The sequence below is a fragment of the Kitasatospora sp. NPDC087315 genome (genome assembly GCF_044744345.1).
GTDB lineage: Bacteria > Actinomycetota > Actinomycetes > Streptomycetales > Streptomycetaceae > Kitasatospora.
Map to the genome: position 1 here is coordinate 163,675 of NZ_JBIUYD010000012.1, position 25,461 is coordinate 189,135.

At 70.5% G+C, this 25,461-nt stretch carries 24 protein-coding genes and 4 pseudogenes; 12 read left to right on the top strand and 16 right to left on the bottom strand.

Translation table 11 applies throughout. From position 1 onward, the window contains the following. Positions 1-70: 70 nt before the first annotated feature. From istB to ACIO5D_RS19315, 3 genes are all read right to left on the bottom strand, one after another. Positions 71-1,027, bottom strand: a complete 957-nt coding sequence (gene istB, locus ACIO5D_RS19305; protein WP_400796546.1) for an IS21-like element helper ATPase IstB — start codon at positions 1,025-1,027, stop codon at positions 71-73. An 87-nt stretch (positions 1,028-1,114) separates the two neighbouring features. Continuing rightward, positions 1,115-1,567 carry a hypothetical protein gene (locus ACIO5D_RS19310; protein ID WP_363615201.1) on the bottom strand — a complete coding sequence of 151 codons (453 nt, stop codon included), beginning with the start codon at positions 1,565-1,567 and terminating at the stop codon, positions 1,115-1,117. A 151-nt stretch (positions 1,568-1,718) separates the two neighbouring features. Continuing rightward, a complete protein-coding gene (locus ACIO5D_RS19315; protein WP_363615199.1) occupies positions 1,719-1,931 on the bottom strand; it encodes a hypothetical protein in 213 nt (70 codons plus the stop codon). 79 nt (positions 1,932-2,010) lie between these two features. Here ACIO5D_RS19315 and ACIO5D_RS19320 point away from each other — a divergent pair, with 79 nt between their 5' ends. Beyond that, positions 2,011-2,286, top strand: a complete 276-nt coding sequence (locus ACIO5D_RS19320) for a hypothetical protein (RefSeq protein ID WP_041135040.1) — start codon at positions 2,011-2,013, stop codon at positions 2,284-2,286. Between the two features lie 69 nt (positions 2,287-2,355). On the opposite strand, the gene ACIO5D_RS19325 is transcribed toward ACIO5D_RS19320, so the two are convergent. After that, positions 2,356-2,895 (bottom strand): hypothetical protein, encoded by a 540-nt coding sequence (locus tag ACIO5D_RS19325; protein WP_363615195.1) that lies wholly within the window; start codon positions 2,893-2,895, stop codon positions 2,356-2,358. Next, on the bottom strand, positions 2,888-3,826 hold the full coding sequence (locus ACIO5D_RS19330; RefSeq protein WP_400796551.1) for a tyrosine-type recombinase/integrase: 939 nt from the start codon (positions 3,824-3,826) through the stop codon (positions 2,888-2,890). Before ACIO5D_RS19330 ends, ACIO5D_RS19325 begins: the two co-directional genes overlap by 8 nt. A gap of 27 nt (positions 3,827-3,853) precedes the next feature. Here ACIO5D_RS19330 and ACIO5D_RS19335 point away from each other — a divergent pair, with 27 nt between their 5' ends. Beyond that, positions 3,854-4,171, top strand: a complete 318-nt coding sequence (locus ACIO5D_RS19335) for an ATP-binding protein (protein WP_400796554.1) — start codon at positions 3,854-3,856, stop codon at positions 4,169-4,171. 170 nt (positions 4,172-4,341) lie between these two features. On the opposite strand, the gene ACIO5D_RS19340 is transcribed toward ACIO5D_RS19335, so the two are convergent. From ACIO5D_RS19340 to ACIO5D_RS19355, 4 genes are all read right to left on the bottom strand, one after another. After that, the gene (locus tag ACIO5D_RS19340; protein ID WP_400796557.1) at positions 4,342-4,938 is read right to left on the bottom strand and encodes a DUF6262 family protein; all 597 of its coding nucleotides are present in this window, start codon (positions 4,936-4,938) and stop codon (positions 4,342-4,344) included. Then, positions 4,935-7,160 (bottom strand): tyrosine-type recombinase/integrase, encoded by a 2,226-nt coding sequence (locus ACIO5D_RS19345; protein ID WP_400796560.1) that lies wholly within the window; start codon positions 7,158-7,160, stop codon positions 4,935-4,937. Before ACIO5D_RS19345 ends, ACIO5D_RS19340 begins: the two co-directional genes overlap by 4 nt. A gap of 2 nt (positions 7,161-7,162) precedes the next feature. Beyond that, positions 7,163-8,335, bottom strand: coding sequence for a tyrosine-type recombinase/integrase (locus ACIO5D_RS19350; RefSeq protein ID WP_400796563.1), 1,173 nt, complete (start codon positions 8,333-8,335; stop codon positions 7,163-7,165). A gap of 105 nt (positions 8,336-8,440) precedes the next feature. Next, entirely contained in the window at positions 8,441-8,608 is a 168-nt protein-coding gene (locus ACIO5D_RS19355) for a hypothetical protein (protein WP_400796566.1), read from the bottom strand. A 135-nt stretch (positions 8,609-8,743) separates the two neighbouring features. Here ACIO5D_RS19355 and ACIO5D_RS19360 point away from each other — a divergent pair, with 135 nt between their 5' ends. Next, on the top strand, positions 8,744-9,526 hold the full coding sequence (locus ACIO5D_RS19360) for an alpha/beta fold hydrolase (protein WP_400796569.1): 783 nt from the start codon (positions 8,744-8,746) through the stop codon (positions 9,524-9,526). On the opposite strand, the gene ACIO5D_RS19365 is transcribed toward ACIO5D_RS19360, so the two are convergent. The 3 genes and pseudogenes from ACIO5D_RS19365 to ACIO5D_RS19375 all read right to left on the bottom strand — a co-directional run bounded on the left by ACIO5D_RS19365 (position 9,510) and on the right by ACIO5D_RS19375 (position 13,166). Then, positions 9,510-10,133, bottom strand: coding sequence for a DJ-1/PfpI family protein (locus tag ACIO5D_RS19365; RefSeq protein WP_400764118.1), 624 nt, complete (start codon positions 10,131-10,133; stop codon positions 9,510-9,512). The two genes, ACIO5D_RS19360 and ACIO5D_RS19365, sit on opposite strands and share 17 nt — an antisense overlap. Before the next feature lie 154 nt (positions 10,134-10,287). Next, positions 10,288-10,554, bottom strand: a pseudogene (locus ACIO5D_RS19370) (diadenosine tetraphosphate hydrolase); the annotation flags it as partial. A 92-nt stretch (positions 10,555-10,646) separates the two neighbouring features. After that, a complete protein-coding gene (locus ACIO5D_RS19375) occupies positions 10,647-13,166 on the bottom strand; it encodes a collagenase (RefSeq protein ID WP_400796572.1) in 2,520 nt (839 codons plus the stop codon). Positions 13,167-13,488: 322 nt separating this feature from the next. Here ACIO5D_RS19375 and ACIO5D_RS19380 point away from each other — a divergent pair. Continuing rightward, positions 13,489-13,695 (top strand): annotated as a pseudogene (locus ACIO5D_RS19380) (DUF4287 domain-containing protein); the annotation flags it as partial. 42 nt (positions 13,696-13,737) lie between these two features. On the opposite strand, the pseudogene ACIO5D_RS19385 reads toward ACIO5D_RS19380, so the two are convergent. Together ACIO5D_RS19385 and ACIO5D_RS19390 are read right to left on the bottom strand one after the other, a co-directional pair. Further along, a pseudogene (locus tag ACIO5D_RS19385) lies at positions 13,738-14,925 on the bottom strand (NF041680 family putative transposase); the annotation flags it as partial. A 904-nt stretch (positions 14,926-15,829) separates the two neighbouring features. Further along, positions 15,830-16,276: a peptidase inhibitor family I36 protein gene (locus ACIO5D_RS19390; RefSeq protein ID WP_400796575.1), complete on the bottom strand. Its 447-nt coding sequence runs from the start codon at positions 16,274-16,276 to the stop codon at positions 15,830-15,832. Positions 16,277-16,557: 281 nt separating this feature from the next. On the opposite strand from ACIO5D_RS19390, the gene ACIO5D_RS19395 reads away from it, so the two are divergent. The 3 genes from ACIO5D_RS19395 to ACIO5D_RS19405 all read left to right on the top strand — a co-directional run bounded on the left by ACIO5D_RS19395 (position 16,558) and on the right by ACIO5D_RS19405 (position 19,201). Continuing rightward, complete coding sequence (locus tag ACIO5D_RS19395; protein WP_400796578.1) at positions 16,558-16,983, top strand: hypothetical protein; 426 nt, start codon at positions 16,558-16,560, stop codon at positions 16,981-16,983. A gap of 577 nt (positions 16,984-17,560) precedes the next feature. Beyond that, positions 17,561-17,947, top strand: a complete 387-nt coding sequence (locus ACIO5D_RS19400; protein WP_400796580.1) for a MarR family transcriptional regulator — start codon at positions 17,561-17,563, stop codon at positions 17,945-17,947. A gap of 31 nt (positions 17,948-17,978) precedes the next feature. Further along, a protein-coding gene (locus tag ACIO5D_RS19405) for an IS3 family transposase (protein WP_400796583.1) occupies positions 17,979-19,201 on the top strand; the annotation gives its coding sequence in 2 pieces (ribosomal slippage) (positions 17,979-18,240 and positions 18,240-19,201; 1,224 coding nt in all). A gap of 30 nt (positions 19,202-19,231) precedes the next feature. On the opposite strand, the gene ACIO5D_RS19410 is transcribed toward ACIO5D_RS19405, so the two are convergent. Then, positions 19,232-19,456 carry a hypothetical protein gene (locus ACIO5D_RS19410; protein WP_363612329.1) on the bottom strand — a complete coding sequence of 75 codons (225 nt, stop codon included), beginning with the start codon at positions 19,454-19,456 and terminating at the stop codon, positions 19,232-19,234. A 338-nt stretch (positions 19,457-19,794) separates the two neighbouring features. Here ACIO5D_RS19410 and ACIO5D_RS19415 point away from each other — a divergent pair, with 338 nt between their 5' ends. Together ACIO5D_RS19415 and ACIO5D_RS19420 are read left to right on the top strand one after the other, a co-directional pair. Continuing rightward, the gene (locus ACIO5D_RS19415; protein ID WP_400796586.1) at positions 19,795-20,097 is read left to right on the top strand and encodes a hypothetical protein; all 303 of its coding nucleotides are present in this window, start codon (positions 19,795-19,797) and stop codon (positions 20,095-20,097) included. A 185-nt stretch (positions 20,098-20,282) separates the two neighbouring features. Next, positions 20,283-20,900: pseudogene (locus ACIO5D_RS19420) on the top strand (transposase); the annotation flags it as partial. A 224-nt stretch (positions 20,901-21,124) separates the two neighbouring features. On the opposite strand, the gene ACIO5D_RS19425 reads toward ACIO5D_RS19420, so the two are convergent. Further along, positions 21,125-21,934, bottom strand: coding sequence for a DUF4389 domain-containing protein (locus tag ACIO5D_RS19425; protein ID WP_363612325.1), 810 nt, complete (start codon positions 21,932-21,934; stop codon positions 21,125-21,127). Positions 21,935-22,312: 378 nt separating this feature from the next. On the opposite strand from ACIO5D_RS19425, the gene ACIO5D_RS19430 reads away from it, so the two are divergent. The 3 genes from ACIO5D_RS19430 to ACIO5D_RS19440 are packed head-to-tail and all read left to right on the top strand — an operon-like array spanning position 22,313 to position 25,418. Beyond that, entirely contained in the window at positions 22,313-22,705 is a 393-nt protein-coding gene (locus ACIO5D_RS19430) for a hypothetical protein (protein ID WP_363612323.1), read from the top strand. Then, positions 22,702-24,576 (top strand): GMC family oxidoreductase, encoded by a 1,875-nt coding sequence (locus tag ACIO5D_RS19435; RefSeq protein ID WP_400796589.1) that lies wholly within the window; start codon positions 22,702-22,704, stop codon positions 24,574-24,576. The genes ACIO5D_RS19430 and ACIO5D_RS19435 overlap by 4 nt, the downstream gene beginning before the upstream one ends. Continuing rightward, entirely contained in the window at positions 24,573-25,418 is an 846-nt protein-coding gene (locus tag ACIO5D_RS19440) for a hypothetical protein (RefSeq protein WP_400652973.1), read from the top strand. The genes ACIO5D_RS19435 and ACIO5D_RS19440 overlap by 4 nt, the downstream gene beginning before the upstream one ends. Positions 25,419-25,461 lie beyond the last annotated feature (43 nt).

Sequence of the window (25,461 nt, forward strand, 5' to 3'; positions counted from 1 at the left end):
CTGAGCACTCTCACATGTACGCCGCCAGCTGGACCCGCGGGGTCCAGCCCTCCGTGCTGCTGGTGGCGTGTCAGTTCGGGGTGGGGAAGAGAGATTCTTGGGTGGCCTGATAGCGGTAGGACTCGGTGCCGGTCTGGATCAGGATGCAGCGGAAGGTGATCCGGTCGGCGATGGCCGCGCAGAGGCGGGCGTCGCCGAAGGTCCTGTCCCACTCGGTGAAGGGTGAGTTCGTGGCGACGGCAGTGGCCTTGCGCTCCTCGCGCTCGGTGAAGATCTGGAACAGCAGCTTCGCGCCCTTGCGGTCCAGGTTCAGGTAGCCGAACTCGTCCAGACACAAAAGATCGATCTTGCCGTAGCGGGCGATCACCGAGGACAGCCGACGGCTCGCGTCGGCCTCGGCGAGCTCGTTCACCAGCGCGCTGGTGGTGGTGTAGCGCACCGACAGGCCGGTCTCGGCGATCGCGGTGCCGATGCCGATCAGCAGGTGGGACTTGCCGGTGCCGGAGTCGCCGATCAGCACCAGCGGCCGTCCCTCACGGACCCAGGTCGGGGACTTCAGGTCCGCCACGAACTCCGGGGTGACGTTCGGGTTCTTCTCGAAGTCGAAGTCCTCCCACCGCTTGGGCCGCGGAAATCGGGCCAGCCGCTGCTGGCGGCGAAGGTCCCGCTCGGCCTCGAAGTCGAACCCGATCGAGGTCGGCCGGCCGTGGATGTGCCGGGCGTCCTCCGCGATGTCGATCGCGACCAGCCGCTCGTTCAGCTCCGCCAACGAGTCGACCGCGGGAGGCGGGACCAGGTGCTTGCGGCGGAACCGGCCGCCCTCGTGCTCCACCCCGCCCTTCTCGTGGGCGCCGTCCTCGCCGGGCGCGCAGTAGAACGCCGAGAACTCATACCAGGACTTGAACGACGCCCACCGCGCCGACTCCAGCCGCGAGCGCCCGAACAGCACCTGCTTGACCGCCGGCTTCAAGTTGTCGTACCGGATGTGCACCGACAGCACCCCGCCCAGCACCGTGAACGCCTCCACGTGCCCTTCCAGGAACGCCTCCTGGGACGCGGTCGCATAGACCCTTCTCTGTACTTCGCACCCCAATGCCCGAGTGGATCTTGGGCTTCAGTTGGCGGGACTGACCGGTTGAGTCGGCGAGGGCCAGGGGTACGTAGGATCCTCAGTGATCTTCACCTGTTGCGGGGCGTTTCGGGGGAAGGTCCAGATGCGGCCCAGGGTGCTGGTGGCGGTCACCGTGGTTCCATCCAAGGTGACTTCGGTGAACGGATTGGACGAGCAGGAGACCGCGAGCCATTCCAAGGTGTGGTGGTCATCGTCCCGCGTCAGGGCGACCCAGCCGATACTGCCGTGGTCCGATGATTCACCTGCGAGGGCACGGCTTCCGGCGTAGGTGCATGAGGCAAACGTCGTATCGACGTCCATCCAGTCACTGGGGGTCCACGCGGTGGCCCGGAGGACCTCCCACCACTGCCAGTTCTCGGCCCGCATGTCATGGCGCTGATCTGCGGGGGAGAAGCGCATGAGCCTCATCACCGACAGAGATCCGTCGGAGAACATGATGAAGTCTCCGTGGGGTGCCTCCCGGGCACGCCAACGTGCATGGACCAGGTCGGCATTGGGTGTTGCGACGGAGGAATTCACACCCGCCATGATGACATCGAGGAACGGCGCATGCTGAAGGCCTAGATCATCACCGATGAGTGATCGCCTATCCGAGCGATGCGACCCCGGCTTCACCGTGCCCGGCTTGGGCACGTAGGCGTTCGGCCTGCTGTTTCTTGTCGGCGATGTGCCGCAGGCTTTCCTGCAGGCCGGCGACCTCACCGAGCCACTGCATCCGCTGGGCCTCTCCGATGCGCTGGCGGGTGTTGGTCTCGATCTCCAGCAGCCGCGGTTCCTGGGCCGGGTCCAGGCGGAGCATGGGGCACCTGACACAGGCTTCTCTGAACTCGTCGGTTGGGCCCCTGGACCACCTCCGGAACCTCGATGGAGTCGGGGTGATGACTGGGAACCGAGGCCGTTGGCCGAAGATCGATGAGGAACGCGGCGTCGAAGACGTGACGCTTCTGATCTTGGAGTGGCTGGGCGAGCAGGGTGTGAACGCCATGATCAGGATGGACGCCGAGAGACTGGCCGACAACGCGCCAGCGTGGACGTTCGCCGCCAGCGGCGGCCCGTTGGCGCATGGGATGCGAGCCGACGGGAGGACTGTTCAGCAGTGCATGTCCGTTGCTCTGGCCCGCCTGCGCGACTCCGGTCTGTCGGTTCCGTTCTGATCTTCGACCGCCTTTGCTGAACCTCGCCTTGGGAACTCGGTTGGGGCGATCTGATTGCTGGAGGGCTGGTCAAGGCAGGAGCGGTCGGGTTGCGGTCCAGGCCACGAGTCGTTCCCGCACCGGGCCTGGTGCCAGGTAGCCGACCAGGCTTTCGAGATGTGCCGTCAGGTTCTTGTGTCGCCGCAGCTCGCGGATCTGCCCGGTGGGAAGGTCGCGCCAGTCCTCGGCGAGAGCGGCGGCCTGCGGGGGCGTGAAGGACAGTGCGTCGAGCGTGTCGGACGCCAGCGCCGCAGGACTCCAGTCGGGGTCCGTGTCGTCGGGGCCCAGCCGGTCGATTACCCAAATCCGGAGCATGAAGTCCTGCTGAGCCACGCGCGCTGGGTGTCCCTCGGCGTGGTCGAGCATGCGTCGGTTCGCGAGCAGCGACAACTTCGCCCACTGGCGACGGGCTTCCTGGGGATGGCTGGAGTTGTAGGCCTGTCCCTGCGCGGCGACGCGTGCTGTCTCAAGTTGCTGGCCGCGGGCGTCATGGATAAACGTCTGGAGCTGGTCGAGCGTCCACGTGCTCAGATCGTGGCCTGGTTCTTCTCGATGTGCGTCGCTACTCAAGGTCCCCGCTCCTCGTCGTAGGCATGCCGAGGCTGATGGTGGTCTTCTGGAACTGCCTGTCGATCTGGGCGAGCTTATCCTCGGCGCCGGCGAGGCTGACTTTGAGTCCTTCGACCTCTCCGAGCCAGCCCTCGCGCTCGGCCTCGGCAATGCGGGCGAGGAGGTTGTCGCGGATCTCCTCCAACCGGTCGCGCTGGGCCGGGTCCGGCCGGAGGAGCGAGCAACGAACGCAAGCGTGTTCATGAATACAAGGGCTTGAAAAGGCGCGACCGCAGGTGCCGATGGAGACCTTGCGTTTCTCGAAGTGCGCAAGGAATGCGTCCCATTCCTCTTCGGTGGGGGTTCGATACTCTTCGCTGGGTCGGGTTGCCCTGCGGCGGGCGATGAAGGCGCGATGGGCCTCGATGGTCTCGGCGGGGTTGATCGCCTTGTAGCCCATCGTCGTATCAAGACTCTTATGTCCGCAGAGCACTTGGGCGATGTGCGGTGGCAGGCCGTTCATGATGGCGTCGGTCACGAAGATCCTGCGGAAGTCGTGCGGGGAGAAGACGAGGGGTTCGCCGCCGGCATCGGTCAGGCCCGTGGCGGCCAGCGCGTTGATCAGCAGCTTGCGTAGCGCAGTCGGGGTGAAAGCGCGGTGTTCGGTGCCGATAGCGCGTTGGAACAGCAGCGGCATGGGCGGGTTCCAGACCCGCTCGTGGACGTAGTAGGAGGCTACCAGCGGGATCGCGCGGCTTCTTCCTCGCAGGCGGCAGACGATGGTGGAAAGGACGTCCGCCAGTTCCGGGCTGACCAGCAGGAGCCGTTCGCTGTCGGTCTTGGACGGGGCGACCTGCAGCAGGGGCACGACTTCGCCGGTGCTGGGGAGCCGGTATTCGGTGATGCTGTGGTGGGTCAGCTCCAGGAGCTCCTCGTTGCGGATGCCGGTCAAGCGTAGGACCGAATCCCGCAGAGGAGGGTGTCCCTGCCGGGCGGCCCGGAGGACATGCTCATCGACGAGGCATGCCGGGACCTGAAGCTGCCCGCGTTCCGTGAGCGGTTCATCGAACTCGCCGGCACGGCCCGCCGCGAGCAGGCCACCTACAAGCAGTTCCTCCTCGACCTTCTGCAGGTTGAGCTCGCCGACCGCGACGTACGCCGTCAGCAGCGGCTCCTGCGGCTGGCCCGCTTCCCGCGGCCCAAGCGGCTGGAGGACTTCGACTTCACCAAGCGGACAGCACGGCGTCGCCGGCCTCCTGGTGGGCGTCGGCGAGGCGCTCGGCGACCAGGGCGGTGAGCTCGGCAACGCGGCCCTTCAGGTCGACGACCGCGCGCACCGGCAGGACCAGGTCAGCGGTGTCCCACGCGTTTTTCCAGCCAGGGGCGTCCCTGGAGGGGCTGTGACCTGGGCAAGAACATAGCGAACATGTCCGGGACGTGGTTACGGACTCGCTGTGACTCACTCGATCAGGTCTCCCTGGGCGACGGTTGTCCGTCTTCGAGCAGTTGGGCTTCGAGGTCGGCGATGCGTTTGTCGGCGAAGCGGATGTTGTCTCGGGCAGCAGCCAGCCGGTCAGTCGCTCGCCGGTTCTCCTGCTCCAGTTCGCGGACACGCTTTTTGAGAATGGAGTTCTCCGTGGTGATCCGCACGATGTCGTCTTCGGTCCATTCCGTCTGCAAGTCACGGACTTGACCGAGGAGTTCGGCGATCTGTGCACGCTGGTTCAGGACTTCGTCCTGGGTCACCTTGAGTGCGTCCTCGGTGTTCAGGGCCCGTTCCCGCCAGGAGGCCTCGCGTTCTGCGAGTTCGTCGTGGCGCTCCTGGATCCGGCGGCCGGCTGCCCGGCGGGTTCCTTCCTCCACCAGCGTCCGGGCCTGTGGGTGTTCGTAGAGGAAGGTGCGGGAGACGTCCGCGTGCCGGGCAACGGCCGAGACCGTGATGGGGATCTTGGTGTTCTCCATGCGAACGACCGCGTCCTTGATCCGGCGGAGGCTGTCCTCGGTCCGCTGCCGGCGGGCCTTGAGTGCCTGTGCAGTGCGCGGGGCAGGTAGCGCCTGGGTCATTCGGAGCCCTCCGGTGGCTGGTCTGGGTCGTCGTCTTGTTCTTCTGCGGCGAGGTCGGAAGCGCGAAACACGATGCTCCACAGCCGTTGGAAGTAGTCCTGTGGGCGCCGCAGGTCCATGGCGAGCGCTTGGTCGAGCAGGCCGATTGCTGCAAGCGCCCTCTCCAGACCGTCGATGGCTTGGGACGTCGGCTCGAAGACTTGGTGCAGGTAGTCGGCGGTGGCGTCGTCCGGGGCCCGCTCCGCGAGCGATCTCCATTGCTCGCGTTTCCGGCGCCAGTAGAGAAGGTCGGCGCCGGACATGACAAACTTGTCGCACCCTTCGCAGTTCAGCTCCCAAGGGCAGGCGTCGCCGCGAACGACCGGCTGGAAAGTGCAGAGCCCGCCCTCGGCGGGGGTGCTGCGACGGGATAGATCAATCGCCATCGCGCGGGCGGCCTCGCGGCTCATGCCCTGGCTGGGCGAGGAGAGGAGCTTGCCCGGGTGTGCGGAGCCCGGGCCGGCGACCCAGACGTGATGCAGTACGTCCTCGATCTCGGAGGAGGCGACTCGCGCGTAGTGCTCGGCCATACGGCTGGAGACATGGCCAAGGTACTGCTTGATGTGGTGTAGGCCCGCGCCGTGCCGGAGCAGATTGGTGGCCAGCGTGTGTCGGGCCTGGTGGGGAACACACGTCCCGAGATCGAGTTCGCCGATCCACTGCCGGAACCGGTCACGGAATGTGGTGTAGGCGATCGAGTCCCGGCCGTGCGGGTTGCGATCGCGCGTGGGGAACAACGCCATCAGCTTCTTCTCGGCCGGTGTGGGCGGGCGGCCGTGGCGGTCCTCAAAGCGTGCGATGGTCGTCAACTGCCGCTCCGTGATGCGCAGGTAGAGCCGTTCGGGGATCCGGATCGCCTCCCCGTAGTTGCCGACTTTCGTCTGGTCATGCCAAAGGAGGGGCAGCCCACCGTGACGGCTGACGCATTCGAGCCGCAGGTCCAGTACCTCCGTGCAGCGTCGGCCGGTGAACACCAGGGCTTCCCAGGCATCCCGGATGCCGAGGTCGCCGGGATCGTATCGGTCCGCCAACTGCTGCAGGTTCTCCTCGTCGGACAGGGCTTGGGCGACATCGTCGGGAAACGGGTTGCGTCTGCCTCCAACCGGGTTCTTCGCGTAGGGCAGCGCGGTGATGAACGCCCGCGGCAGGCCGATCCGCTCGGCCTCGCCGCTGTCCAGTGCGTTCCTCAAGATCGCGCGAGCGTGGCTGAAGGTGAACCGGCGGGTGTGACCCGTGACGACGGACGGCTCCCCGTTCGCCAGCTGGATGGCCAGGGACGGCAGGCCCTCCCGAACGCGCTTGTTGTGGTCGGCGACGAATCGACGCATGTGCTCCTCGGTGAGGAGCGCCGGTGCGTGTCCACCATCCGGCGCCACTGCTTCGAGGAAAGCGCTCAGTTCGGTGCAGGCGCGGCGGTCGTGGCGGAGCAGGCCCCCTCTGCGCGCTGGCCCCTGGGGCGATCGGAGCCGGTCGGCGAGGTGCTCCCAGAGAAGGTCACGCAGCCATCGCTGGGAGACCTGCGTGAGATCGAAGTCGCTGCGGGAGCGGTGGAAGCGAACCCCAAAGTGCTCGGTCTCGATGTATCCGGCCTCCTTGGTCTCCTCCGGGGTGAAGTAAACGATCCGCAATTCGGCGGAAATCTCGCGCAGGACGCTGGCGAAACGGGTGGGCACGTGCTCGTCGGCCGCCGAGAGATCGACCAGCGACGCGACACGGTGGTCCTGGATGAGACGAACGAAGGCGCGGAGTTCGCTCGCGTGCCAGTCGTAGCGGGATGCCTGCTGTGTATGGGTGAACAATCCCCACTGAAACTCGGCCCTGGTCAGAGGCGGCAGGCTCCGGAGGTCTAGTGTGCCCGCCGCAGGGTCGGGCCGCCGGACCTCGGCCGGCCCAGCCTCGTTGAGGAAGACCCGACGCGTGACACCTTCACGCTGCGCGCGCAGCCATTCCCTCTCGTGGGGACTGCAAATGTCTCTGTGTGACTTTTGGACGTTTCCGCAGCTGGCGACCTTGCAGGCCCAGCCATAGACGGAGTGGTCCGGGGGAATTTTGATCACGGAGTGGCGGTAGAGCGAATCGACCGACGGGCCGCCGAGCAGAGCGGTCAGCACTTCAAGCCTGTCGCGAGTGCGACGGGCACGGACCGGGTCGGCCAGCACGCGGAGCGGTGACGTCGATTCCATCCTCACTCACCCCACGCCATCAGCAGCGCGGCATTGAAGACGGGATCGTTGACGTCCAGGTGGGCGTAGATCTCGTCGACCACCTGCGTGGAAGCCCAGCCGCCGGCATCCCGGGCCACCACCAGGTTGCCGTCCGAGGCGTCGAGAACCGCATTCGCGAAGGAATGACGAAACGCGTGGGGGCGGACCTTGCCCAGGCCCGCTCGGGCCGCAGCCCTGCCGATCATCTTGCGGGCGCCTTCCGGAGCCCAGGGCAGCCCCCGGTCTGGTCCCTGCTGCTGGACCAGCAGCATCCCGTGGGACGCGCCGCGGGGGTACTCACCCGTGAGGTAGTCGAAGTAGGCGTGGATCATTGCCGGGCTGACCCGCTTGATGAGCCCGCCCCGGATCGTGCCGTCCTCCAGCTCCCAGGGCCGCTTCGTCTTCGCCCGGGCGCCGTTGAACAGGCCTTCGCGGTGACAGACGTGGACGTGCGGACCGCTGCACTCGCCGCAGCTGGCGCCTTCACGCAGGTGGAGATCGCACAAATGCAGACCGCACAGCTCTCCGATGCGGAAACCGCCGTCGCTCAGCCAGTCGACAACCAGCCGGTCGCGGGCCGAGTTCACCGCCGACAGCAGCAAGCCGCGGGCGCCGTCAGGCAGCATCTTCGGGTGCCGACGGCGGATTCTCCGCGGAGCCAGCGGGTTCGCCGCCATGTCTTTCGTGATGTGCCCCAACAGAGCGCGGTCCCGATCCTGCTTGGTCGGCATCCGCCGTTTGTCGAGTACCTCGGCCAGCGCAGTGTTGATACCCAGCTCGGCCTGGCGCAGGTAGAAGCCCTTCAGGCACGACGCCGCCGAGGACAGCGCGCTGTTGCTATAGGGGCGCTTGCCAACCCGCCACGGCGACCTCAGCGGAGCGGCGACCTTCGCCCCGACCGCACCCATATACCGCTCCAGATCCCGGAAACCGACGCTCTCCGGGACCAAGCCCTCGTGCTCCAACCACCGCAGATGGTCAACGAGCAGGTACGCGTACGGCCGGTCCGACCCGGTGCCCGCGTACTGGGACAGGAACCGCTCGGCCCCCGCATGTACGCCACCGGCCGGCTGGACGATCGTGTACGACCGCCGTCCGTCCCGATGGATGATCTCCTGCACCCTGAGCTGACCGAGCGACAGCCTGCGTGCCATGTTGCCTCCGTGCCGACCTACCTGGACATGGCGAACACCACGACGCCGGTCGGCAAACGAGCACGGGATGTCCGTGGTCACAGGCACCACGGACATCCCGAACAGCTACAGCACAGGCTGGAAAAACGCGTGGGACACCCCGAGCCCACGCTGGACGGTGTCCTCGATCGCCTCGGCGACGGCCGCCAGGCTGAGGGTCTCCACCAGGGCGTCGGCCGGCGCCCCCAAAACGGCGGCGCCGCCCGGCTCGCCCGCGGTCGTCTGCCCGGCCACGGCGACGGGTGCCAGCGGGGCGAGGGGCTCCCAGACCGAATCGGCGGCGGCCAGATCGGGGACGTCGATGCCGAGGTGGGGCTGCCGGGGGTGCGCCGGGTTCGGGGATCACCCGCAACGGGCATCAAGCCCCGCATGACGATCCCCCACCGTTTGGTCGGCACCGGCGCCCACAAGGTGCTGGTCCTGCACGACTGGTTCGGCACCAGCGCCGGCTGGGGCCCGTTCCCGGACTACCTGGACGGCTCCGCCTTCTGTTACGCGTTCCTCGACTACCGGGGCTACGGCGAGCGCAAGGACGTGCCCGGCGCCTACACGCTGGCCGAGATCGCGGACGACGCGCTCGCGCTGGCCGACCAGCTCGGCTGGCCGGAGTTCTCGCTGGTCGGGCACTCGATGGGCGGCAAGGCCGTCCAGCAGGTGCTCGCCCGGGCGCCGCACCGGGTGCGGAAGCTGGCCGGGCTGGCGCCCGTCCCGGCCGGCCCGTACCCGATGGACGCGGAGGGCGAGGCGCTGTTCTACGGCGCGGCCGAGGACCGGGCGAAGCGGTACGAGATCCTGGACCGGGTGACCGGGCGGCGGGCCGGCCGGGTCTGGCTGGACCGGATGGTGGACAGCTCGCTGGAGCTGTCCACCCGGGAGGCCTTCGGCGGCTACGTGCGGGACTGGACCACCGCCGACCTGGTGGACCGGATCGCCGGCAACCCCGTGCCGGTGCGGGTGTTCGTGGGCGAGCACGACCTCCTGCTGACCGCCGACGCGATGCGCGGCACCTTCCTCGTCCACTACCCCAACGCCGAGGTGGAACAGCTGCCCGCCTCCGGCCACTACCCGATGCACGAGACGCCGGTCGCCCTGGCCGCCGCCCTGGAGTCCTTCCTGCACCCGGGGCCGCCGGCGGTTACCCGAGCTCCTTGATCCGCTCCCGCACGGCGGGCGAGGCCTTCGCCCAGGAGCCGCTGTCGAAGGGCGGCCGGGGGTCGTACTCGGCGTGCAGCTGGATCGCCCGGGCGGTGGTCTCGTCGGTGAGGAGGGCGGCGAGGTGGAGCGCCATGTCGATCCCGGCGGAGATGCCAGCCGCGGTGACGATCCGGTCCCGGCGCACCACCCGTTCGGGGGTGTAGGCGGCACCGAACCCGGCCAGCTCGCCGGCGGCCGCCCAGTGCGTGGTGGCGGCGAGGCCGTCGAGCAGGCCGGCGGCCCCGAGCAGCAGCGCGCCGGTGCACACGGAGGCGGTGAACCGGGTGGTCGCGTGCGTCCGGCGCAGCCAGTCGAGGAACGCCTGGTCGTCCATCAGCGGCCGGGTGCCGTGCCCGCCCGGGACGAGCAGCACGTCGCACGCCTCGACGTCCGTGTACCGGGCGGGCACGTCCAGCCGCATCCCCCCGATGCTGTCGGCCACCGGCCCCGTCTTCCCCGCCGCCACGAACCGCACGGCGGCCCCCGGCAGGTAGCCGAGCACCTGGTAGGGGCCGATCGCGTCGAGCGGCTCGAAGTCGTCGAAGAGCACGATGGCGATGTCCATGTCCCGCAGCGTAGGCTCGAGTTGGCCTCCCGTCCCAGCCCCGGTCAGCGGATTCACGAGAACGAGTGGTCTGCACCACCGGCCTTTACCTCAGCGCATCCAGCTCCGCGCCGATGGCGGTCCGGATCGGGTCGTGGGCGGCGGTGAGGGCGTGGGCCGGGTCGGCCGCCCGGCAGGCCCGCTCGACGGCCTCGCCGAGGCGGTCGAGGTCCTCCAGGTAGGCGATCCGGCGGGGCCGGGGCAGGTCGGAGAGCCCTTGCACCCCCGGCCGGTCGGTGAGCAGGATCGTGTACCCGGGCAGGAACTGCCCGTCCCCGGCCACCGCGAACCCGGCGTCCAGGCGCCGGATGCCGGTGGGGTTCCGGCCCCGCAGTGCGCTGCCGATGCGGTCGGACTTCCAGTCGCGGTTCTCGTCGGTCATCCGCCGATGCTAGGGCGTGACCGGCGGTTCCGGGCGTGCGGAGCGCCCGGCCGGGGAGTCCCGGCCGGGCGCCAGTAGTGCTGGTCGGGCGGTCAGTACTGGGTGCTGACCGTGACGCCGCTGAAGTCGGTGACGGCGTACAGGCTGAGGTAGCGGTAGCCGGCCGTCGGGTTGGTGACGGTGAGGGACTGGGTGGTGCCGCTGCCGGTGGAGGAGGCGGTGAAGGCCTTCGGCGAGGCCCAGGTGTCGGCGTTGTAGTAGAGGTGCGCGGTACCGGTGCCGCCGGAGGTGGTGACCTTCAGCGTGGTGGTGCCGGCCGGCAGGTAGACGTACAGGTAGTCGGAGTTGCCGGCGGTCGCGGCGCGGCCGCTGCGCGAGCAGTTCTTGCCCATCGCGTCGTTGCGCGGCTCGGTGCAGTTCGGCAGGGTGACCGGGCCGCCGGAGGTCACGGTGACCGTGGCCGCGGTGGTGCCGGCCCGGCCGGTGTCGTCGGTGGCGGTCAGGGTGACGGTGTAGCTGCCGGCCTGCGCGTAGGTGTGGCTCGGGTTGCGCTCGTCCGAGTAGGTGCCGTCGCCGAAGTTCCAGCGCCAGGAGGTGATCCGGCCCGGGCCGGTCTGCACGGACCGCTCGCTGACGCTGACGGTCGCGCCGTTCACCGTGGTGTCGAACAGGGCGTTCGGGCCGGCGGCGTAGCAGGCGCCGGCGGCGCAGGCGTCGAGCCAGGCGTCGAAGTCGGCGTCGTACGAGGTGCCGACGTTGTTGTAGACCGCGTAGCCGCCGGGGTAGTCACCGGCGCGGAACCGCGCCAGCATGGCCTGGACGTCGGCCGGGTGCTTCTCCAGCATGTACCGGACGGCCAGGTAGCCCCACGGGTAGGTGCGGGTCGAGTCCGAGTTGCCGTAGGTGCTCTGGAAGAGGGTGCTGAGCTTGTAGGTGTGCTTGGCCGCCTGGGCCATGGCGTCGGTGTCGGTGGCGCCGCGGTAGGTGTGCGAGACGTACTCGGCGATGCCCTCGACCCACCAGAGGTCCGGGACGGACATCTGGAGGTCGTAGTTGCCCTTCATGTCGTAGATGCTGTCGAGGTAGTGGGTGTACTCGTGGTTGAGGTTCCACACCCGCGCGGGGTCGTTGACGTTCCAGGCCTTCTGGTACATCACGGTCACGGCCTGCTTTTTCGGGTCGGTCGCGTCCATGACGGTCTGGCCGCCGTTGTCGGTGCCGTTGCCGAAGATCGCCCACGAGTAGGTGGTGTAGTCGGTCTTGTTGGCGAAGATCCCGAAGGTGACGGTCTTGGCGTACTGGTTCGGGATGGGCCCGTTGTGCTTGACCACGCTCTGGAAGTACCCGTCCTGCTTGCGCAGGCTCTCGCACACGGTGGCCAGTTCGGCGGCCGACAGGGCCTGGGCCTGGAGGGTGCGGTTGTCGCAGACCAGCTGGTTCGGCAGCACCACGGAGGTGAGCTTGGCGCGCAGGTCGCAGATGCCGTAGTAGGAGCACTGGCCGTTGTTGTAGTAGGCCGCCTGGACGGCCGTGTACACGTACAGCGGCGCGTAGGGCGTGAGGAGCGGCGCGGAGTCCAGCACCTTCTTCACCAGCGGCTTGGCCACGGCCTCGGCGGTGGGGCTCGCACCGGCGAACCGGGCCAGGTCGTTGCCCGCGTTGGTGTCGAGGACGGCGTTGGGACCGTTGAGCAGGTCCCGGTGGTTGACCGCGAAGTCGGCGAGCGAGGTGATCAGGGCCGGATCGGCCGCCAGCGACCGGACGAAGTCCGCGTTCCGGTAGCCGCCCCAGAGCGGGTAGAACAGCACGGAGTTGACCGCGCTGATCATCTGCGGGAACGCGTTGTACGAGTTGTCGTACCCGTCCAGTATCCGCTTGTAGACGCCCGCGTAACGGGCCTGGAGGTTGGCGCTGTCGGTGAGCCACACCACCTCCTTGAGGATGCGGCCGTTGTCCTCGGTGACGTCGCGCCAGCGGGTGCCGGCGAAGAGCGTGTCCAGGGCGGAGCTGACGGCGGTGGCGAGCTCGCCGGTGTACGGGCCGGCCGCATCCGGGTAGTAGAACTGGATGTAGTAGCCCACCTGCAGGTACTTCACCAGCTGCGCGATACCGGTCGAGTTGTCGCCGGTGTAGCCGGCCGCCAGGCTCTTGAGGGCGTCCGCGACGGACAGCATCCGGGCCTGCCGGAAGATGCCCGGGTCGGCGCTGCCGCTGGTGTACAGCGACTTGATGCAGTCCGTGGTCGAGTTCTTGACGAACGTGACCAGCTCGGCACCGGTGCGGGCCGCGAAGTCGGCCGGGGTGCAGCTCTGTGCGGCGAGGGACTTGGACAGGGCGGGGGCGCCCGCCCCGGCCGCGGCGGCCGGTTCGTCCAGGCGCGTCGCGCCGATCAGCGCCGGGGGCAGCGGGGCGGTGGGCGCGGCGGGGGCCTCGGACCCCGTCGTGGCGGCCGGGGCCGTCAGGCCGGCCGGGCCTGCGGAGGCGGCGGGGGCCGGCCCGGCGACGGCGGCAGGGGGTGCCGCGAAGGCCTGGGCCGGCAGCACGGCGGTGGCCGTGGCGCAACAGGCGACGACGCCTGCCGCGAGCATGGAGAGTCTGGTGCGCAGGAGCACGCCGAATCCTTCGTCGAGTGGGGGCAGCCCGACGCGGGATCGGGCTGAAGGAAGGAGATTGGCGTGGATCCTGTCACCGACCGCGCGTCAGAACAATGTCACAGTTCATATGACACACGATTTCCAGCCACTCCGCCGCACCACGGGCCGGGAGGTCCGCCCGCTGCCGCGCAGGCCGGCGAACCGGACGGACTGGCCGATTCGCACCCCCGTCCGGGCCGACCCCCGGGGCTCTGAATTGTGACCGGGATCACATTCGGCGGCCGATGAGTTTCCGCGCCGCGTCCGGTCCTGTGAACAACGAACGAAGGAGAGCCCCACCATGACCGCCACCCCCGCCGCCAAGGGTCCCGCCAGCTACTTCCCGTCCATCGAGCAGAAGTACGGGCAGCCGGTCGCGCACTGGAAGGAGCTGATCCGCTCCTCCCCGCTGACCCGGCACATGGAGCTGGTCGCCTGGCTGAAGGCGGAGCACGGGATCGGCCACGGGCACGCGAACGCCCTCGTCAAGCACACGCTCGACGAGGGCGGGAAGCAGGGGCCCGGGAGGGGCGCGGCCTCGGCTTGGAATTCATCCTCGTCGGGCTTGGTGTTCCTTGATCGACTCGGCGCGTTTGACCGTCTTTTCGACGTCGTGACGTGCGGCCCGTTGCTTGTTCTTCGAGCCGGGAGGCCGTCCCGGGCCTGGCCGGGACGGTTTCGGTGCCGCTGCTGGGCGAGCGGTGGTCGGGCGGATGTTGCGAAACCCCCGCCGCACCCGGGCGGGGGTGAGGCGGCGGGGCTCGGCGGGCCGCTCCCAGGGGCGGCGGAGGTCCTCGGCCAGCGGTCGGGCAGGACGGAGTTGGGTGTGGGCGGCGATGATGAGCCAGGTCCACAGGTCGGCGCTGTCGGCGTGGCGGATCTTCGGGGCGGTCCAGCCGAGCCTCTGCTTCATCAGGCGGAAGGTGTGTTCCAGGTCGAATCTGCGCAGGAACGACTGCCACCAGCAGTCCACTTCGGCGCCGGTGGCAGCGGTGGCCGAGCACCACAGCCAGACCGGTTTCGGGTCCCGGTCGCCCGGCAGGCGCTCGACCTTCAACCGCACCAACGTACCGTGGAAGATGGGCAGTTCCTCCTCGGTGTTGTTCAGCCAGGGGCCGCGGTGGGTGAGCCTGGGGTGCATCCGGTCCTACGCGATTGCCTCCGCGGTGCCGTAACGGGTGGTGTCCGTGACCGTGGTGACCTCGGGCCGATGCCAGCTCTCGGGCTTCGTGCTCTCGGGCTTCGTGAAGGTGAGGACGCCACCGTGCCGACGTGGGTGCCCGCCTTTCGGGGTGGAGCGTGCGGGGCCCGCGTCGCGGAGCATGACGCGGTCCGAGCGCAGGCGCCCGACCAGCATGATCGGAAGGTCCACGAGAGCGTGGGAGAGGTAGGCGACGTCGTAGCCCGAGTCCGTCATGATCAGGATCTCCGGGTCGCCCGGCTGCCACTGTTCGGCCTGTTTCAACCGCTCGACGACATCGCGCAGTTGGGCGGCGGTGACGGCGGTTGCGTCGTCGGCCGGCCCGAGGCGCACGGCGTCCAGCAGCGCGACCCAGGAGGTGCGGCCTGTCTCCAGGGCGGCGACGAAGGAGTACGGCCAGCCGGGAACGAGCTCGTCCGTTTTGCGGTCGCCGCGTCCGTGGACGTGACAGAAGAGCCGGTCATCGCTGGTGGGGGCGTCGGGGCGGAGCCAGTTGCTCACGTCGACGGCCAGCACGATCCGGCCGTCGGCCGCCTTGGCGGCGACCTTGATGCCGGAGGCCCAGTGCTGGTTGACGCTGCGCTCGAAGATGTCCTTGCGGTTGGCGGGGGCGGCCGCCCAGTCGTCCTGGTAGCGCTCGGCGATGTCCCGGGTCTGGACGCGGAACATGCCGCGCCCGGGCCGGATCCAGCCGCCGGTGCCGACGTCGCTGCCGGCCTTCAGGCTGTCCTGGTCCCAGCGGCCGTTGACCAGGGTGTCGTAGCGGGTGTCGGCGTCGGGGCGGAACACCAGCCGGGTGCCGCCGGTGCCCGAACCCTGGCCGCGCAGGACGAGGTAGTCGGCGTCGACGTAGATCTGCCGGGAGACGTCGATCCGGCCGGCCGGGAGGGAGATCAGCGAGAGGCTGTCGAAGTTGGCGTCCGGCGAGCAGGCGGCCTTGATGTCGTCGACGGCCTTCTGCGGGCCGGTGGTGTCGTCGGCGCCGTCGTCCGCCCGCACGCCGTACTGCGAGGCGAGCCGGTCCGGGGTGATGCGGCAGGCGGCGTTTCCGGTCAGGTCGCCGCCACCGGGCAGCGGTCGGCCGCCGCGGAATCCCACGCGCGACCAGTCGGGCATGCCGGCGGGCGGGCTCGTGCGGTTGGCGGAGGTCAGGTCCGGCTTTTCCGCGCCGGGACCGGCCGTCACGGCGGCGGCCGGGGCGTCCGCGGCGGGGGCGGCGGTGGAGAGCGCGGGGAGGGCGGCGGTGGAGGGCGCGGGGAGGGCGAGCGGAAGCAGCAGGCCGGCGAGCAGCGCGGCCGCCGGGCGTAGGCGTTTCATGGGATCTCGTTTCGGTGTCGTCGTGGTGCTCCCGGGCCGGGGAGGGCGCACCGGGAGGGCGCACGGGAACGCCCCCGGTACCTCGCGGGGACGGGGGCCGGGGGCGTCGGGACGCGGGCGGGTGCTACGGGCACCAGAAGCGCACGGCCGACAGGCGGTCGTTGAGGTGGTGGTCGGGGGTGTTGAAGCCGTAGTCGCCCTTCGCACCCCAGTTCCAGGTCGGGGTGAAGTCGAGCTGGGACGGGTGCAGCTCGCTGTAGGGGTCGTCCCAGAACTCCACCTGGCACTGGGAGTTGTTCAGCCAGGAGGACACCTGGTCGTTGGCCAGGGTCCCGTTCAGGAAGTGGACCTTGGTGAGGCGCACGATCTCGCCGTTGCCGCCGGCCGCCGGCGGGACGACGATCGCCTTCGACCCCGCGCCGCCGCCGTCCTGGTAGGGGCAGAGCGCCCAGGCCGGGCAGCCGTCGTCGGGCGGGTCCGCAGCGGACGCCGGCGCCGCCGTGAGGAACAGCGCCGCCCCGGCGAGCGCGCCCGCGATGGCGGTCGCCGGCTTGAAGGACTTCAGGGCCACGGTGGAACTCGCTTTCCAGGCGGGGACAGTGCTCGTGCGCGGCGGGCCCGGTCCGGCCCGCCGCAGCACGAGACTGCCCGGGCGGGGCGGGCGGCGGCATCAGTCAAATGACTGCGGATCACCGAGGCCCCGTTTCCCGACGCGTCGCGCCGGGAAACGGACCAGAAACATGGGATGTTGCCGCACCGGCCACTGCCGCGAGGATTCGGACCACGGCGTCGGCCACCGAAGGCAGGTGCCGCGCGCCGGCGATTCCGTTCCCCCCGAGGAGGGTTCTTCCCATGAGTCTTCGCCGACCGGTCGCCGCGGCGGCCACCGTCGCCGTGCTGGCCCCGCTGCTGGCCCTGGCCGCCGGAACCGCTCACGCCGCGCAGGGGCCCGCTACCCAGCCGGGGCCCATCAACGTCGCGCAGGCGCCCGCCCCCGGGTTCGACGTCCTTCCCCCGAACCCCTCGATGCTGCAGCTCACCCGGCGCGACCAGTGCATGGCTTCGTACAACGTCAACTACTGGGTCGGCGGCATGCCGTTCGCGCTGACCCAGCTGAAGGTCTGTCTCAGCGCGCCGGCCGCCCTCGTGCGCGGCGCGCAGATCTTCTTCCCCGGTGACGTGAACTTCGTCCCGTCCGAGCCCGTCCTCGTCCCGTCCGAGCCCGTCCTCGTCCCGTCCGAGCCCGTCCTCGTCCCGACCGAGCCGGCCTTCCCGTGATCCGCCGACGGCTCCGGGACGCGTCGGCCACCTTCGAAGGAGAGTCCACCACCATGCGAATCCGTCGACCGGCCACCGCGGCCGCCGCCGTGGCCGTGCTGGCCCCGCTGCTGGCCATGGCCGCCGCCGCCCCGGCGAACGCCGACTAGGGCGGCACGCCGGCGCCTCCGCCGTACTCCCACGTGGTCTCGCACTCGCAGTACGAGCAGTGCGAGGCGGCATGGAACGTCAACTACTGGTCCGGCGGCGTGGCCTTCGCCACCACCCAGTGGAACCTCTGTATGAGCGCCCCGAGCTGACCTGACCCCCGCGGACAGCCCCGGCCGGATCGGGGGCGGGGCTGTCCGCGGCCCGGTCGCCGGGCGTCCGTCCGGGCAGAGAATCGGCCCGGACGGACACAGACGGCCCGCCGTCCGACCGAACTGTCGAACCGTCAGGCATGATGCGGCCTCGTACCGAATTGGTACAGACCACATGCGGTTCGCTGTGGTAGAACCTCAACTCTGCTCCGCGGGAGGCCCCGTGGCGCGGTGCGCCCGCCCCGCCGCACCCGCCGACCGAAGCTGGAGTCGATGTGATGGCCGCCGACCAGGAACCGGGCACGGAGACCTTCCTGACCACCGAGGGCAGCGTGTTCACCGCGCAGGACCTCTCCCGAGCCCTGCCGCTGTACCGGCTCACCACCCTGCAGTACGACGTGTGGCACACCGTGCTGGGGGAGATGACCGACGGCGGCTTCGTCACCCTCACCCTTGACGACATCGCGGAGCGGCTGGGAACCAGCAAGAGCAACATCTCGCCGGCGCTCAACCGGCTCGCCGAGCTCGGCCTGCTGTGGCGGATCTCCAACGGGCTGCACCGGATCAACCCGCGGATCGCCTTCAAGGGCTCCCAGGAAGAGTGGATCGAGGCCCTGGGGGAGGTGCCGGCCGATGTCCCAGAGGTCGTCCTGCCCAGCTACTGAGCTTTGCCCCGCGACGTGGACACCCTGACACTTGGATCTTGTAGATCCAGAAAGGGAAGTCCAGGCGGGATGTCCGTCGAAGTACTCGGACGAGTTCCGCCGTGATGCCGTCGCGTTGTACCGGGCCTCGGAGGGTCGGCGCACGTTCGCGGCGGTGGCGAAGGAGATCGGGGTCAACCATGAGACCCTGCGGAACTGGGTGCGCGCTGCCGATGCCGGGCCGGCGTCGGCCGGGCAGACGCTGAACGCCGAGGAGCGGGCCGAGCTCGCGCGGCTTCGCACGGCCGAGCGCGAGTGGCAGGTCGAGAAGGAGATCCTGCGCCGGGCAGCCGCGTATTTCACACGGGAGATGAAGTGAGGGCCCGCCGCTGGGACTTCGTCTCCGCCCACGCCGCCGAGTTCGGTGTCCAGCGGTTGTGCGAGATCCTGGGCGTCGCCCGATCCGGTTACTGCGCCTGGCGGGCCGGTGCTCGGGCGCGTGCCGACCGGGCGGCGGCGGAGGCCGCGCTGGTGGGCGAGATCCGCGAGGTCCACCGGGAGACGCGGGGCGCCTACGGGGTTCCGAGGGTGCGGGCGGAACTGCGGGCCCAAGGTCGGGTGGTCAACCGCAAGCGGATAGCCCGCCTGATGCGTGAGCACGGCATCATCGGCCGTCACCTGTGCAAACGCTGCCTAACCATCGTCCAGGACAGGAGCGTGCCGCCGGCGCCGGACCTGGTCGGACGGGACTTCACCGCGGGCGGGCCCGATGTCCGGTGGGCCGGCGACATCACATATCTACCGGTCGGCGGCTCGTGGATGTACCTGGCCACCGTCATCGACCTGCACTCGCGCCGGCTCGTGGGCTGGTCGATGGCCGACCACATGTGTATTCGGCTGGTCGCTGACGTCCTGAAGGCCGCGGTGGCGATCCGCGGTGGCCTGGTCGACGGCGTGATCTTCCACTCGGACGGAGGCTTTCAAGGCGGCTCGGCCGAGTTCGCGGGACTCTGCCGGTGCCACGGGAGCCGGCGGAGCATGGGGAAGGTCGGCTCCAGCTACGACAACGCCGCGGCGGAGAGCTTCTTCGCCTCGCTGAAGCGGGAGTTGATGCACGGGGCCCGATGGGCCAGCCGGCATCAGGCGAGGCTGGAGGTGTTCCGCTGGGTCTCCTTCCACAGCCTCCGCCGTCGCCACTCCACGCTCGGCTACCTCAGCCCGGTCCAGTTCGAACAGCAGACAGCGGCGTCCCGTAGGGTCACCCTCGCCGCATGAAACCCCGGTGTCCACCTCCCGGGGGAAGGCTCAGTCGGCGACCTGGCCCGCCGCTGGGCCCAGGCCAACGGCCAGCCCAACGAACCGGTCGACCGCGACGGGCCCTGCAAATGCCTCGACGCCGCCCCCGACCACCGCCACCCGCCACTCACCGACGACGACCTGGTCGCCCGGCTCCTCACCGACGCCGACCTGGTCCTCGCCTTCACCGACAACCGGGCCCTGGACGCGCAGATCGCCGACGCCGCCGGGCACGCCCGCATCCCCGTCAGGAGGTTCACCGCATGACCAGCACCACCCAGGAGCCCGGCGGCGCCGACCTCGCCCGCACCGCCCTGCGCGCCGCCCGCCCCAACGGGGACCGAGCGCGACCACCGCCCCACGGTCGAGGACGAGCAGGCCCTGGCCGAAGCCGCCCGAGCCCGCGACCTTCTTGCACGTCACCGTGCCGCCCAGGCCGTCGCCCGCGGCCATGCCGTCCCGCTGCGCACCGCCCGCCAGTCGCAGCCCGGCGCCGTGCGCGGTGCCGCGTGAGGACGCCGACCGCCCGGCCGATGCCGAGTAGCCTCACACCCAACGAGAGGAGCGCCGCCATGAGTCAGCCCGCGCACGACGGAGTCGAGCTTATTCCCAGGCCCGAGCAGCACCCGGCCGCTCTCAAGGCCGCCCTGGCCGTGGTCGCCGCGGACCGCCTCCCGGAGATGATCGACGGGCAGACCAAGGCCATGGCCGAAGCCATCACCACGGGCAGCGTCCAGCCGATCCGCTCGTTCGTCGACCGCTGGGCCACCGTTGTCGAGATCGAACGGCACCCGGCCACCGCGCAGGCCTACCACCGGGCGAACTACCTCGCCAACCACGCCACCACCATCGCCAAGCTCTACCGCGCCGCCTAGCCGGCGGTGACCGGATGACCTGGAGCTGGGAGTACCTCCCCAACCCGGAGCACGTCACCGCCGGCGCGCCGGCCGACTTCCTCGCCGCCGTCGAACACCGGGCCAACGAACTCGCCCGGGCCGCCGCAGCGCTCTACCTCGACGGCACCTCCTACCAGGGCAGCGGCGAACCGATGCGCTACCTCTACACCGACCCGGGCAAGCCCCGCATCGCCTGGAACGACGAGCAGGCCCGCGCCGACCTGGTCGACGCCCTGGTCCGTGACGCGCTCAACCTGCTCGGCCGCCTGCCCGAACGGCAGCTGGACGAGAAGGCCGCGGACGCGGTCGGGCTGCTGGCCCTGGTCGCCGGCCAGGACATGGAGGTCACCGACGGCTCCGACAGGCGCGACGGACGCTGGCGCATCGCCCGCGGCACCGTCCACGACCGGGTGGTCTCCACCGTCGATCCCGAGGCCCGCCACACCCACAAGAACCGAACCCGCTACCAGGACGACTTCCGCGCCCACGGCGCCTTCGAACCCGAGACCGGCCTGCTCACCGAGGTCGAGCTCACCGCCGGCACCGGCGCCGAGAACCACGAGGCCGCCGTCGCCCGGACTCTCCTCGCCGACGGGACCGGGGACCTGACCGTCCTCGGCGACACCGCCTACGGCACCGGCGACCTGCGCGAAACCCTCGAAACCGACGGCCGCACCCTGATCATCAAACCGCCACCACCGCGACCCGCCGTCCCCGGCGGCTTCACCGCCGACGACTTCCACGCCGACACCGCCAAAGGCGAGGTGACCTGCCCCGCCGGCCACACCTGGACCCTCGCCCCCGCCGCCACATAACGATGGAGGGGCACCCTCACCCGGGACACCCCTCCACCAACAAGATCTTCAGGAGACTTCTAGGCCTCCGGACGGATCGCGGGCCGGAACGCCGGAGAGGGCGCCGGACGGATCGCAAGACGGACCGGCGGACCGGCCGGACCCGACGGGATGGTCGGGGCCGGTCCGCCGGAGGTGTGATCCCGGGGCCGTTACCGTGCGGTGCCGGCCGCACCGGGCACGAGCGGCCCGGTGACCTGCTCGATGTCGTGACTGTCGTCCTCGTCCGAGGTGACGGCGGTGGTGATCGAGCCGGTGGCCCAGGAGATCAGCCCGATCAGGAGGAACGCCACCAGCAGCCCGCGCCCGCCGCCGCTCAGCACCAGCGGCCGGGTCGCCGACACCGGGCCGCCCGGTACCGAGCCCGGCTCGTCGCCGAAGAGCCGCTTGGGGTAGGCGGAGGAGACAAGCAGCAGATACGCCATGAACCGCATCCGGTAGCGCAGGATCGCCGCCGTCGCCTCGAAGAGCGGCAGCGGCATTCGGCCCATGATCAGCACCACCAGCCAGCCGAAGAACGCGACCGTCCACCACCCGGCGTACAGCAGGCTCTGGACGATCATCGCCGGGACGGCCAGGACCAGCCGGAAGAACACCGCGAGCCGGTTCAGCTCACCGGGCCGCAGTTCCACCCGCACCGGATACTCCGGGGTGTGGAACCGGAACGGCGGATAGCGGTCCACGGTGAGCAGCAGATACGCGTTCACCCGGGTTTCGTACGGGACGTAGTTGGTGAGGTAGACCGCGGCGAAGCCGGGCAGTCGGCCCAGTACCAGTGCGACGAACCAGCCGGCCACGGCGACGAAGAACGCCACCACCGACAGCACCCACACCACCACGAACTGCGGGATCAGCAGCAGGACGCGCACCAGCACGGTCAGCCGGTTCTGCGGGGCCGGGGCGGGCATGTCCAGCACCGGCAGCCACTCGTTCTCGACGGGGGCGGGGGGAGCCTGCCACATCCGGGCCTCCAGGTGTCGACACAACGCGGACGCGGCGGTGGGCGCACCGCGTGCTCCGAAGATCGCAGCCGGGCAGCATCACCGCGCGCTGCGCTGGGCCGAGCGGGGGACATCCGGGGCTCAGGGCCGTGGGCACCCGGAGGGTACGGGACCGAGCGGCGCGGGCGTGGCGCTACCGATCGGTTGGCTGATCGCATTCCGTTCATGGTCAGACATGGATCGGTCAAAAGAGTTCCAAGGAGGGGCACTTCCCGACATCGGGCCTGGCGCCACCGAAGCGGGAGGCAGGATCGCAGCGGCGGTCGGCCACGTCGTGCCACGTCCAGTCATGGAGTGGCATGTCCTGGCCACACAGCGATCACTGTGGGGGTGCCCGTTTTGCCAGCGACCGACGACCTCTTCGAGCCGGCCGACCACGCCGGCCCGGGCGATCTCCCGGACCCGGAGGACCTCGCCGACCGGACCGACCTCTCCGACTTCGACGAGTTCCTCAGGATCTCCGCCGGGCTGACCGGCTTCGACGAGACCGAGCTGCGGGCGACCGGCATGGCCCATGAACACCACCGCACCACGCTGGCCCACCGAGTCCGCGACGAGCACGCCCTCATCCACCTCTGGTACGTCGGAGCCTGGCCCAACGAGGCACCGTCCTCGGCCCGCGCCCACGACGAGGGCCTGATGTGGCGCACCTTCCACGGCACCCCGCCCGGCGCCGCCGCACCCGGCTACGGCAGCTGGGCCGAGGCCCCGCGCGGTGGTGGCGACCGGTGAGCGCGCGCTGGGACGCCATCGTGGTCGGCGCGGGCTTCGCCGGATCGCTCGTCGCCCAACGCCTCGGCGCGCAGGGCTGGCGGGTCCTCGTGCTGGAGGCCGGCCGACCCGCCGACAGCGCCGCCGCCACCGCGACGGCGTACCGCGCCGCGGCCGGGGGCACACCCACCTCCCCGTACCCGCACAGCGCGGACGCCCCGTCCCCCGACGTCGGCGACCTCACCGGGCTCCCGGACGGCGGCTTCACCGCCACCGGCTACCTCGTCCAGCGCGGACCGCTGCCCTACGCCAGCGGGTACCTGCGGGCCAACGGCGGCACCGGCCTGCTCTGGACCGGACTCGCACCGCGCATGCATCCCGAGGACCTGCGCACCGCCGACCTCGGGCACGGCCGCAACTGGCCGATCACCTACCGAGACCTCGAACCGTACTACCGCCGGGCCGAACGGGAGCTCGGCGTCGCCGCCGACGCCGACCAGCAGCGCGAGGCCGTCGGACTGCCCATCCCCGACGACTACGCCTTCCCGATGCGCGCCATCGCGCCGAGCTACCTCGACCGCCGCCTCGCCGACGTCCTCGACGGCCGCACCGTCCGCGACCCCGCCGTGGCCGACCCCGCCACGCTCACCGTCACGGCCACCCCGCACGCCCGCAACGGTCTGCCCACCGAGCCCGGGCGCCCGGGCCGCCCGCTCGGCAGCCCCTGTGCGGGCAGCGCCAGCTGTGTCCCCGTCTGCCCGACCGACGCCAAGTACACCCCGCTGCGCACCCAGGCACGCTGGGCGCCCACCGTCCGGCTGCGCACCGAGGCGGTGGTCAGCCGGGTGCTGGCCGACGGCACCGGCCGGGTCACCGGCGTCGAGTACCTGTCCGGCGGTGCCGCCCACCGGGTGGAGGCGGAGCTGGTCGTGCTCGCCGCCCACGCGATCGAGAACGCCAAGCTGCTCCTGCTCTCCGGCCTGGCCAACCGCAGCGACCAGGTCGGCCGCAATCTGATGGACCACCCGGTGCTGCTCACCTGGGGCCTGATGCCCCGGCCCGTCGGCCCGTACCGCGGGCCGGGTTCGACCAGCGGGCTGGAGGCCTTCCGCTTCGGAGCGCCCCGCCTGCTCCGCGCGCCGTTCCGGATCGAGATCGGCAACTGGGGCTGGTCCTGGGCCGCCGGACCGCCGCAGACGGAGGTCACGGCGCTCCTGGGCGCGGGACTGCGCGGCAAGGAGCTCCGCGACCGGCTGGGCGACCGGCTCGGCCGACAGTTCTCGCTCCAGTTCGAACTGGAACAGCCCGCCGACCCGGCCAACCGGGTCACCCTCGACCCGTCGCTGCGGGACGGCCTCGGCCTTCCGCGCCCGGTGCTCGACTACGACCTCTCCGCGTACGTACGGCGGGGGATGGCCTCCGCCCGGGCCGTCTCCGACCAGCTGTTCGCCCTCCTCGGCGCCGAGGACCACACCCGCTACGAAGCGGGCCCGCAGTGGCCGGGCCGGCTGGAGTTCGAGGGCCGCCCCTACGCCTACCGGGGCGCGGGCCACGCGGGCGGCACCCATGTCATGGGCGACTCGCCCGTGAACTCCGTCGTCGACCAGTGGCAGCGGTGCTGGGACCACCCCAACCTGTATGCCGTCGGCTGCGGTTCCATGCCCTCGCTCGGCACCTCCAACCCGTCACTCACCATGGCGGCGCTCGCGCTGCGCAGCGCCGACCGGATCCACCGCGACCTGCTGGCGCTGCGCCGCCCGGTGACCCTTCCCGCCACCCGGCCGCCGGGGCCTGTCTCCGCCTCCGTCTCCGCGTCCGTCTCCGGGCCGGCGCCGTCCCCCCTGCCCGCGCCGTCCACCCCGCCCGCCGAAACCATTCGGGAGTCCTCATGACCGTCGGCCTTCCGCTCCCGCCCGTGCCGGAGCCCTACCATCTGCCCTTCCACTACGGTGCCCTGCACAACATCGGCGTCGACTACCTGGTCGAGCCCGAGCCGGTGCGCGAACTGCTCGGCAAGCGGCACCCCGGGCTGGCCGCCGCCGAGTTCGACGGCATGGCCTGCGTCTCGCTCAACTACCAGCTCTACTTCGCGCACTACCCGGGCGGCGGCGGGATCACCCAGGAGGTGGAGATCAACGTCATCGCCCACCCGCTGTTCAGCGGCGACCGGGTGCCCGTGCTCAACTACGGCCAGTACGCCCGGGGGTACGACCAGACCAAACTGCTGGGCATCGCCCGGCTGCACGTCCTGTGCGACAACCCGCTCGCCATCGACGCGGGCACCAGGCTGTACGCCGAGCCCAAGTACCCCGGCTGGTTCGAGACGGTGATGCCCTCGCTCAACGCGCCGTCCGTCCGCGAGCGCTGGTCGGTCTCCTGCCGTCGGGCCTCGCTCGGGCCGGACGGCCTGCGGCGCCACGACGAGGAACTGTTCGCCGTCGAGGCGGACCTGGTGGGCCTGACCCCCGAACCGGTCAGCAACACGCCGATCACCGGCTACGGCACCGACGAGGAGGGCACCCTGCTGGCCGGCCCGCTCAACGTCCACCAGCCCTACCGCTACTACGCCCTCGACGACCGCACCGCCGAGCGGGTCCGCCTCGCCCTCGGCAACCCGGCGGAGGAGGCCGCCCGCGACCTCGCCCGGCTCATCGCCGACGCCCCGGCCGCCGGGGTGTGGACCTACCAGTCCGCGCCGGTCGCCGCCCACAACCGTCCCTATTACGTTCGCTGACCGGGAAACGCCCGCCGCCCGCCGCTCGCACCCCCGGGCGGCG

Coding starts and splice junctions, on each gene's coding strand:
- ACIO5D_RS19310 (WP_363615201.1), bottom strand. CDS start 1,567: ATGTTCTCCGACGGATCTCTGTCGGTGATGAGGCTCATGCGCTTCTCC.
- ACIO5D_RS19315 (WP_363615199.1), bottom strand. CDS start 1,931: ATGCTCCGCCTGGACCCGGCCCAGGAACCGCGGCTGCTGGAGATCGAG.
- ACIO5D_RS19320 (WP_041135040.1), top strand. CDS start 2,011: ATGACTGGGAACCGAGGCCGTTGGCCGAAGATCGATGAGGAACGCGGC.
- ACIO5D_RS19340 (WP_400796557.1), bottom strand. CDS start 4,938: ATGACCCAGGCGCTACCTGCCCCGCGCACTGCACAGGCACTCAAGGCC.
- ACIO5D_RS19345 (WP_400796560.1), bottom strand. CDS start 7,160: ATGGAATCGACGTCACCGCTCCGCGTGCTGGCCGACCCGGTCCGTGCC.
- ACIO5D_RS19350 (WP_400796563.1), bottom strand. CDS start 8,335: ATGGCACGCAGGCTGTCGCTCGGTCAGCTCAGGGTGCAGGAGATCATC.
- ACIO5D_RS19360 (WP_400796569.1), top strand. CDS start 8,744: ATGACGATCCCCCACCGTTTGGTCGGCACCGGCGCCCACAAGGTGCTG.
- ACIO5D_RS19365 (WP_400764118.1), bottom strand. CDS start 10,133: ATGGACATCGCCATCGTGCTCTTCGACGACTTCGAGCCGCTCGACGCG.
- ACIO5D_RS19395 (WP_400796578.1), top strand. CDS start 16,558: ATGAGTCTTCGCCGACCGGTCGCCGCGGCGGCCACCGTCGCCGTGCTG.
- ACIO5D_RS19400 (WP_400796580.1), top strand. CDS start 17,561: ATGGCCGCCGACCAGGAACCGGGCACGGAGACCTTCCTGACCACCGAG.
- ACIO5D_RS19415 (WP_400796586.1), top strand. CDS start 19,795: ATGAGTCAGCCCGCGCACGACGGAGTCGAGCTTATTCCCAGGCCCGAG.
- ACIO5D_RS19425 (WP_363612325.1), bottom strand. CDS start 21,934: ATGTGGCAGGCTCCCCCCGCCCCCGTCGAGAACGAGTGGCTGCCGGTG.
- ACIO5D_RS19440 (WP_400652973.1), top strand. CDS start 24,573: ATGACCGTCGGCCTTCCGCTCCCGCCCGTGCCGGAGCCCTACCATCTG.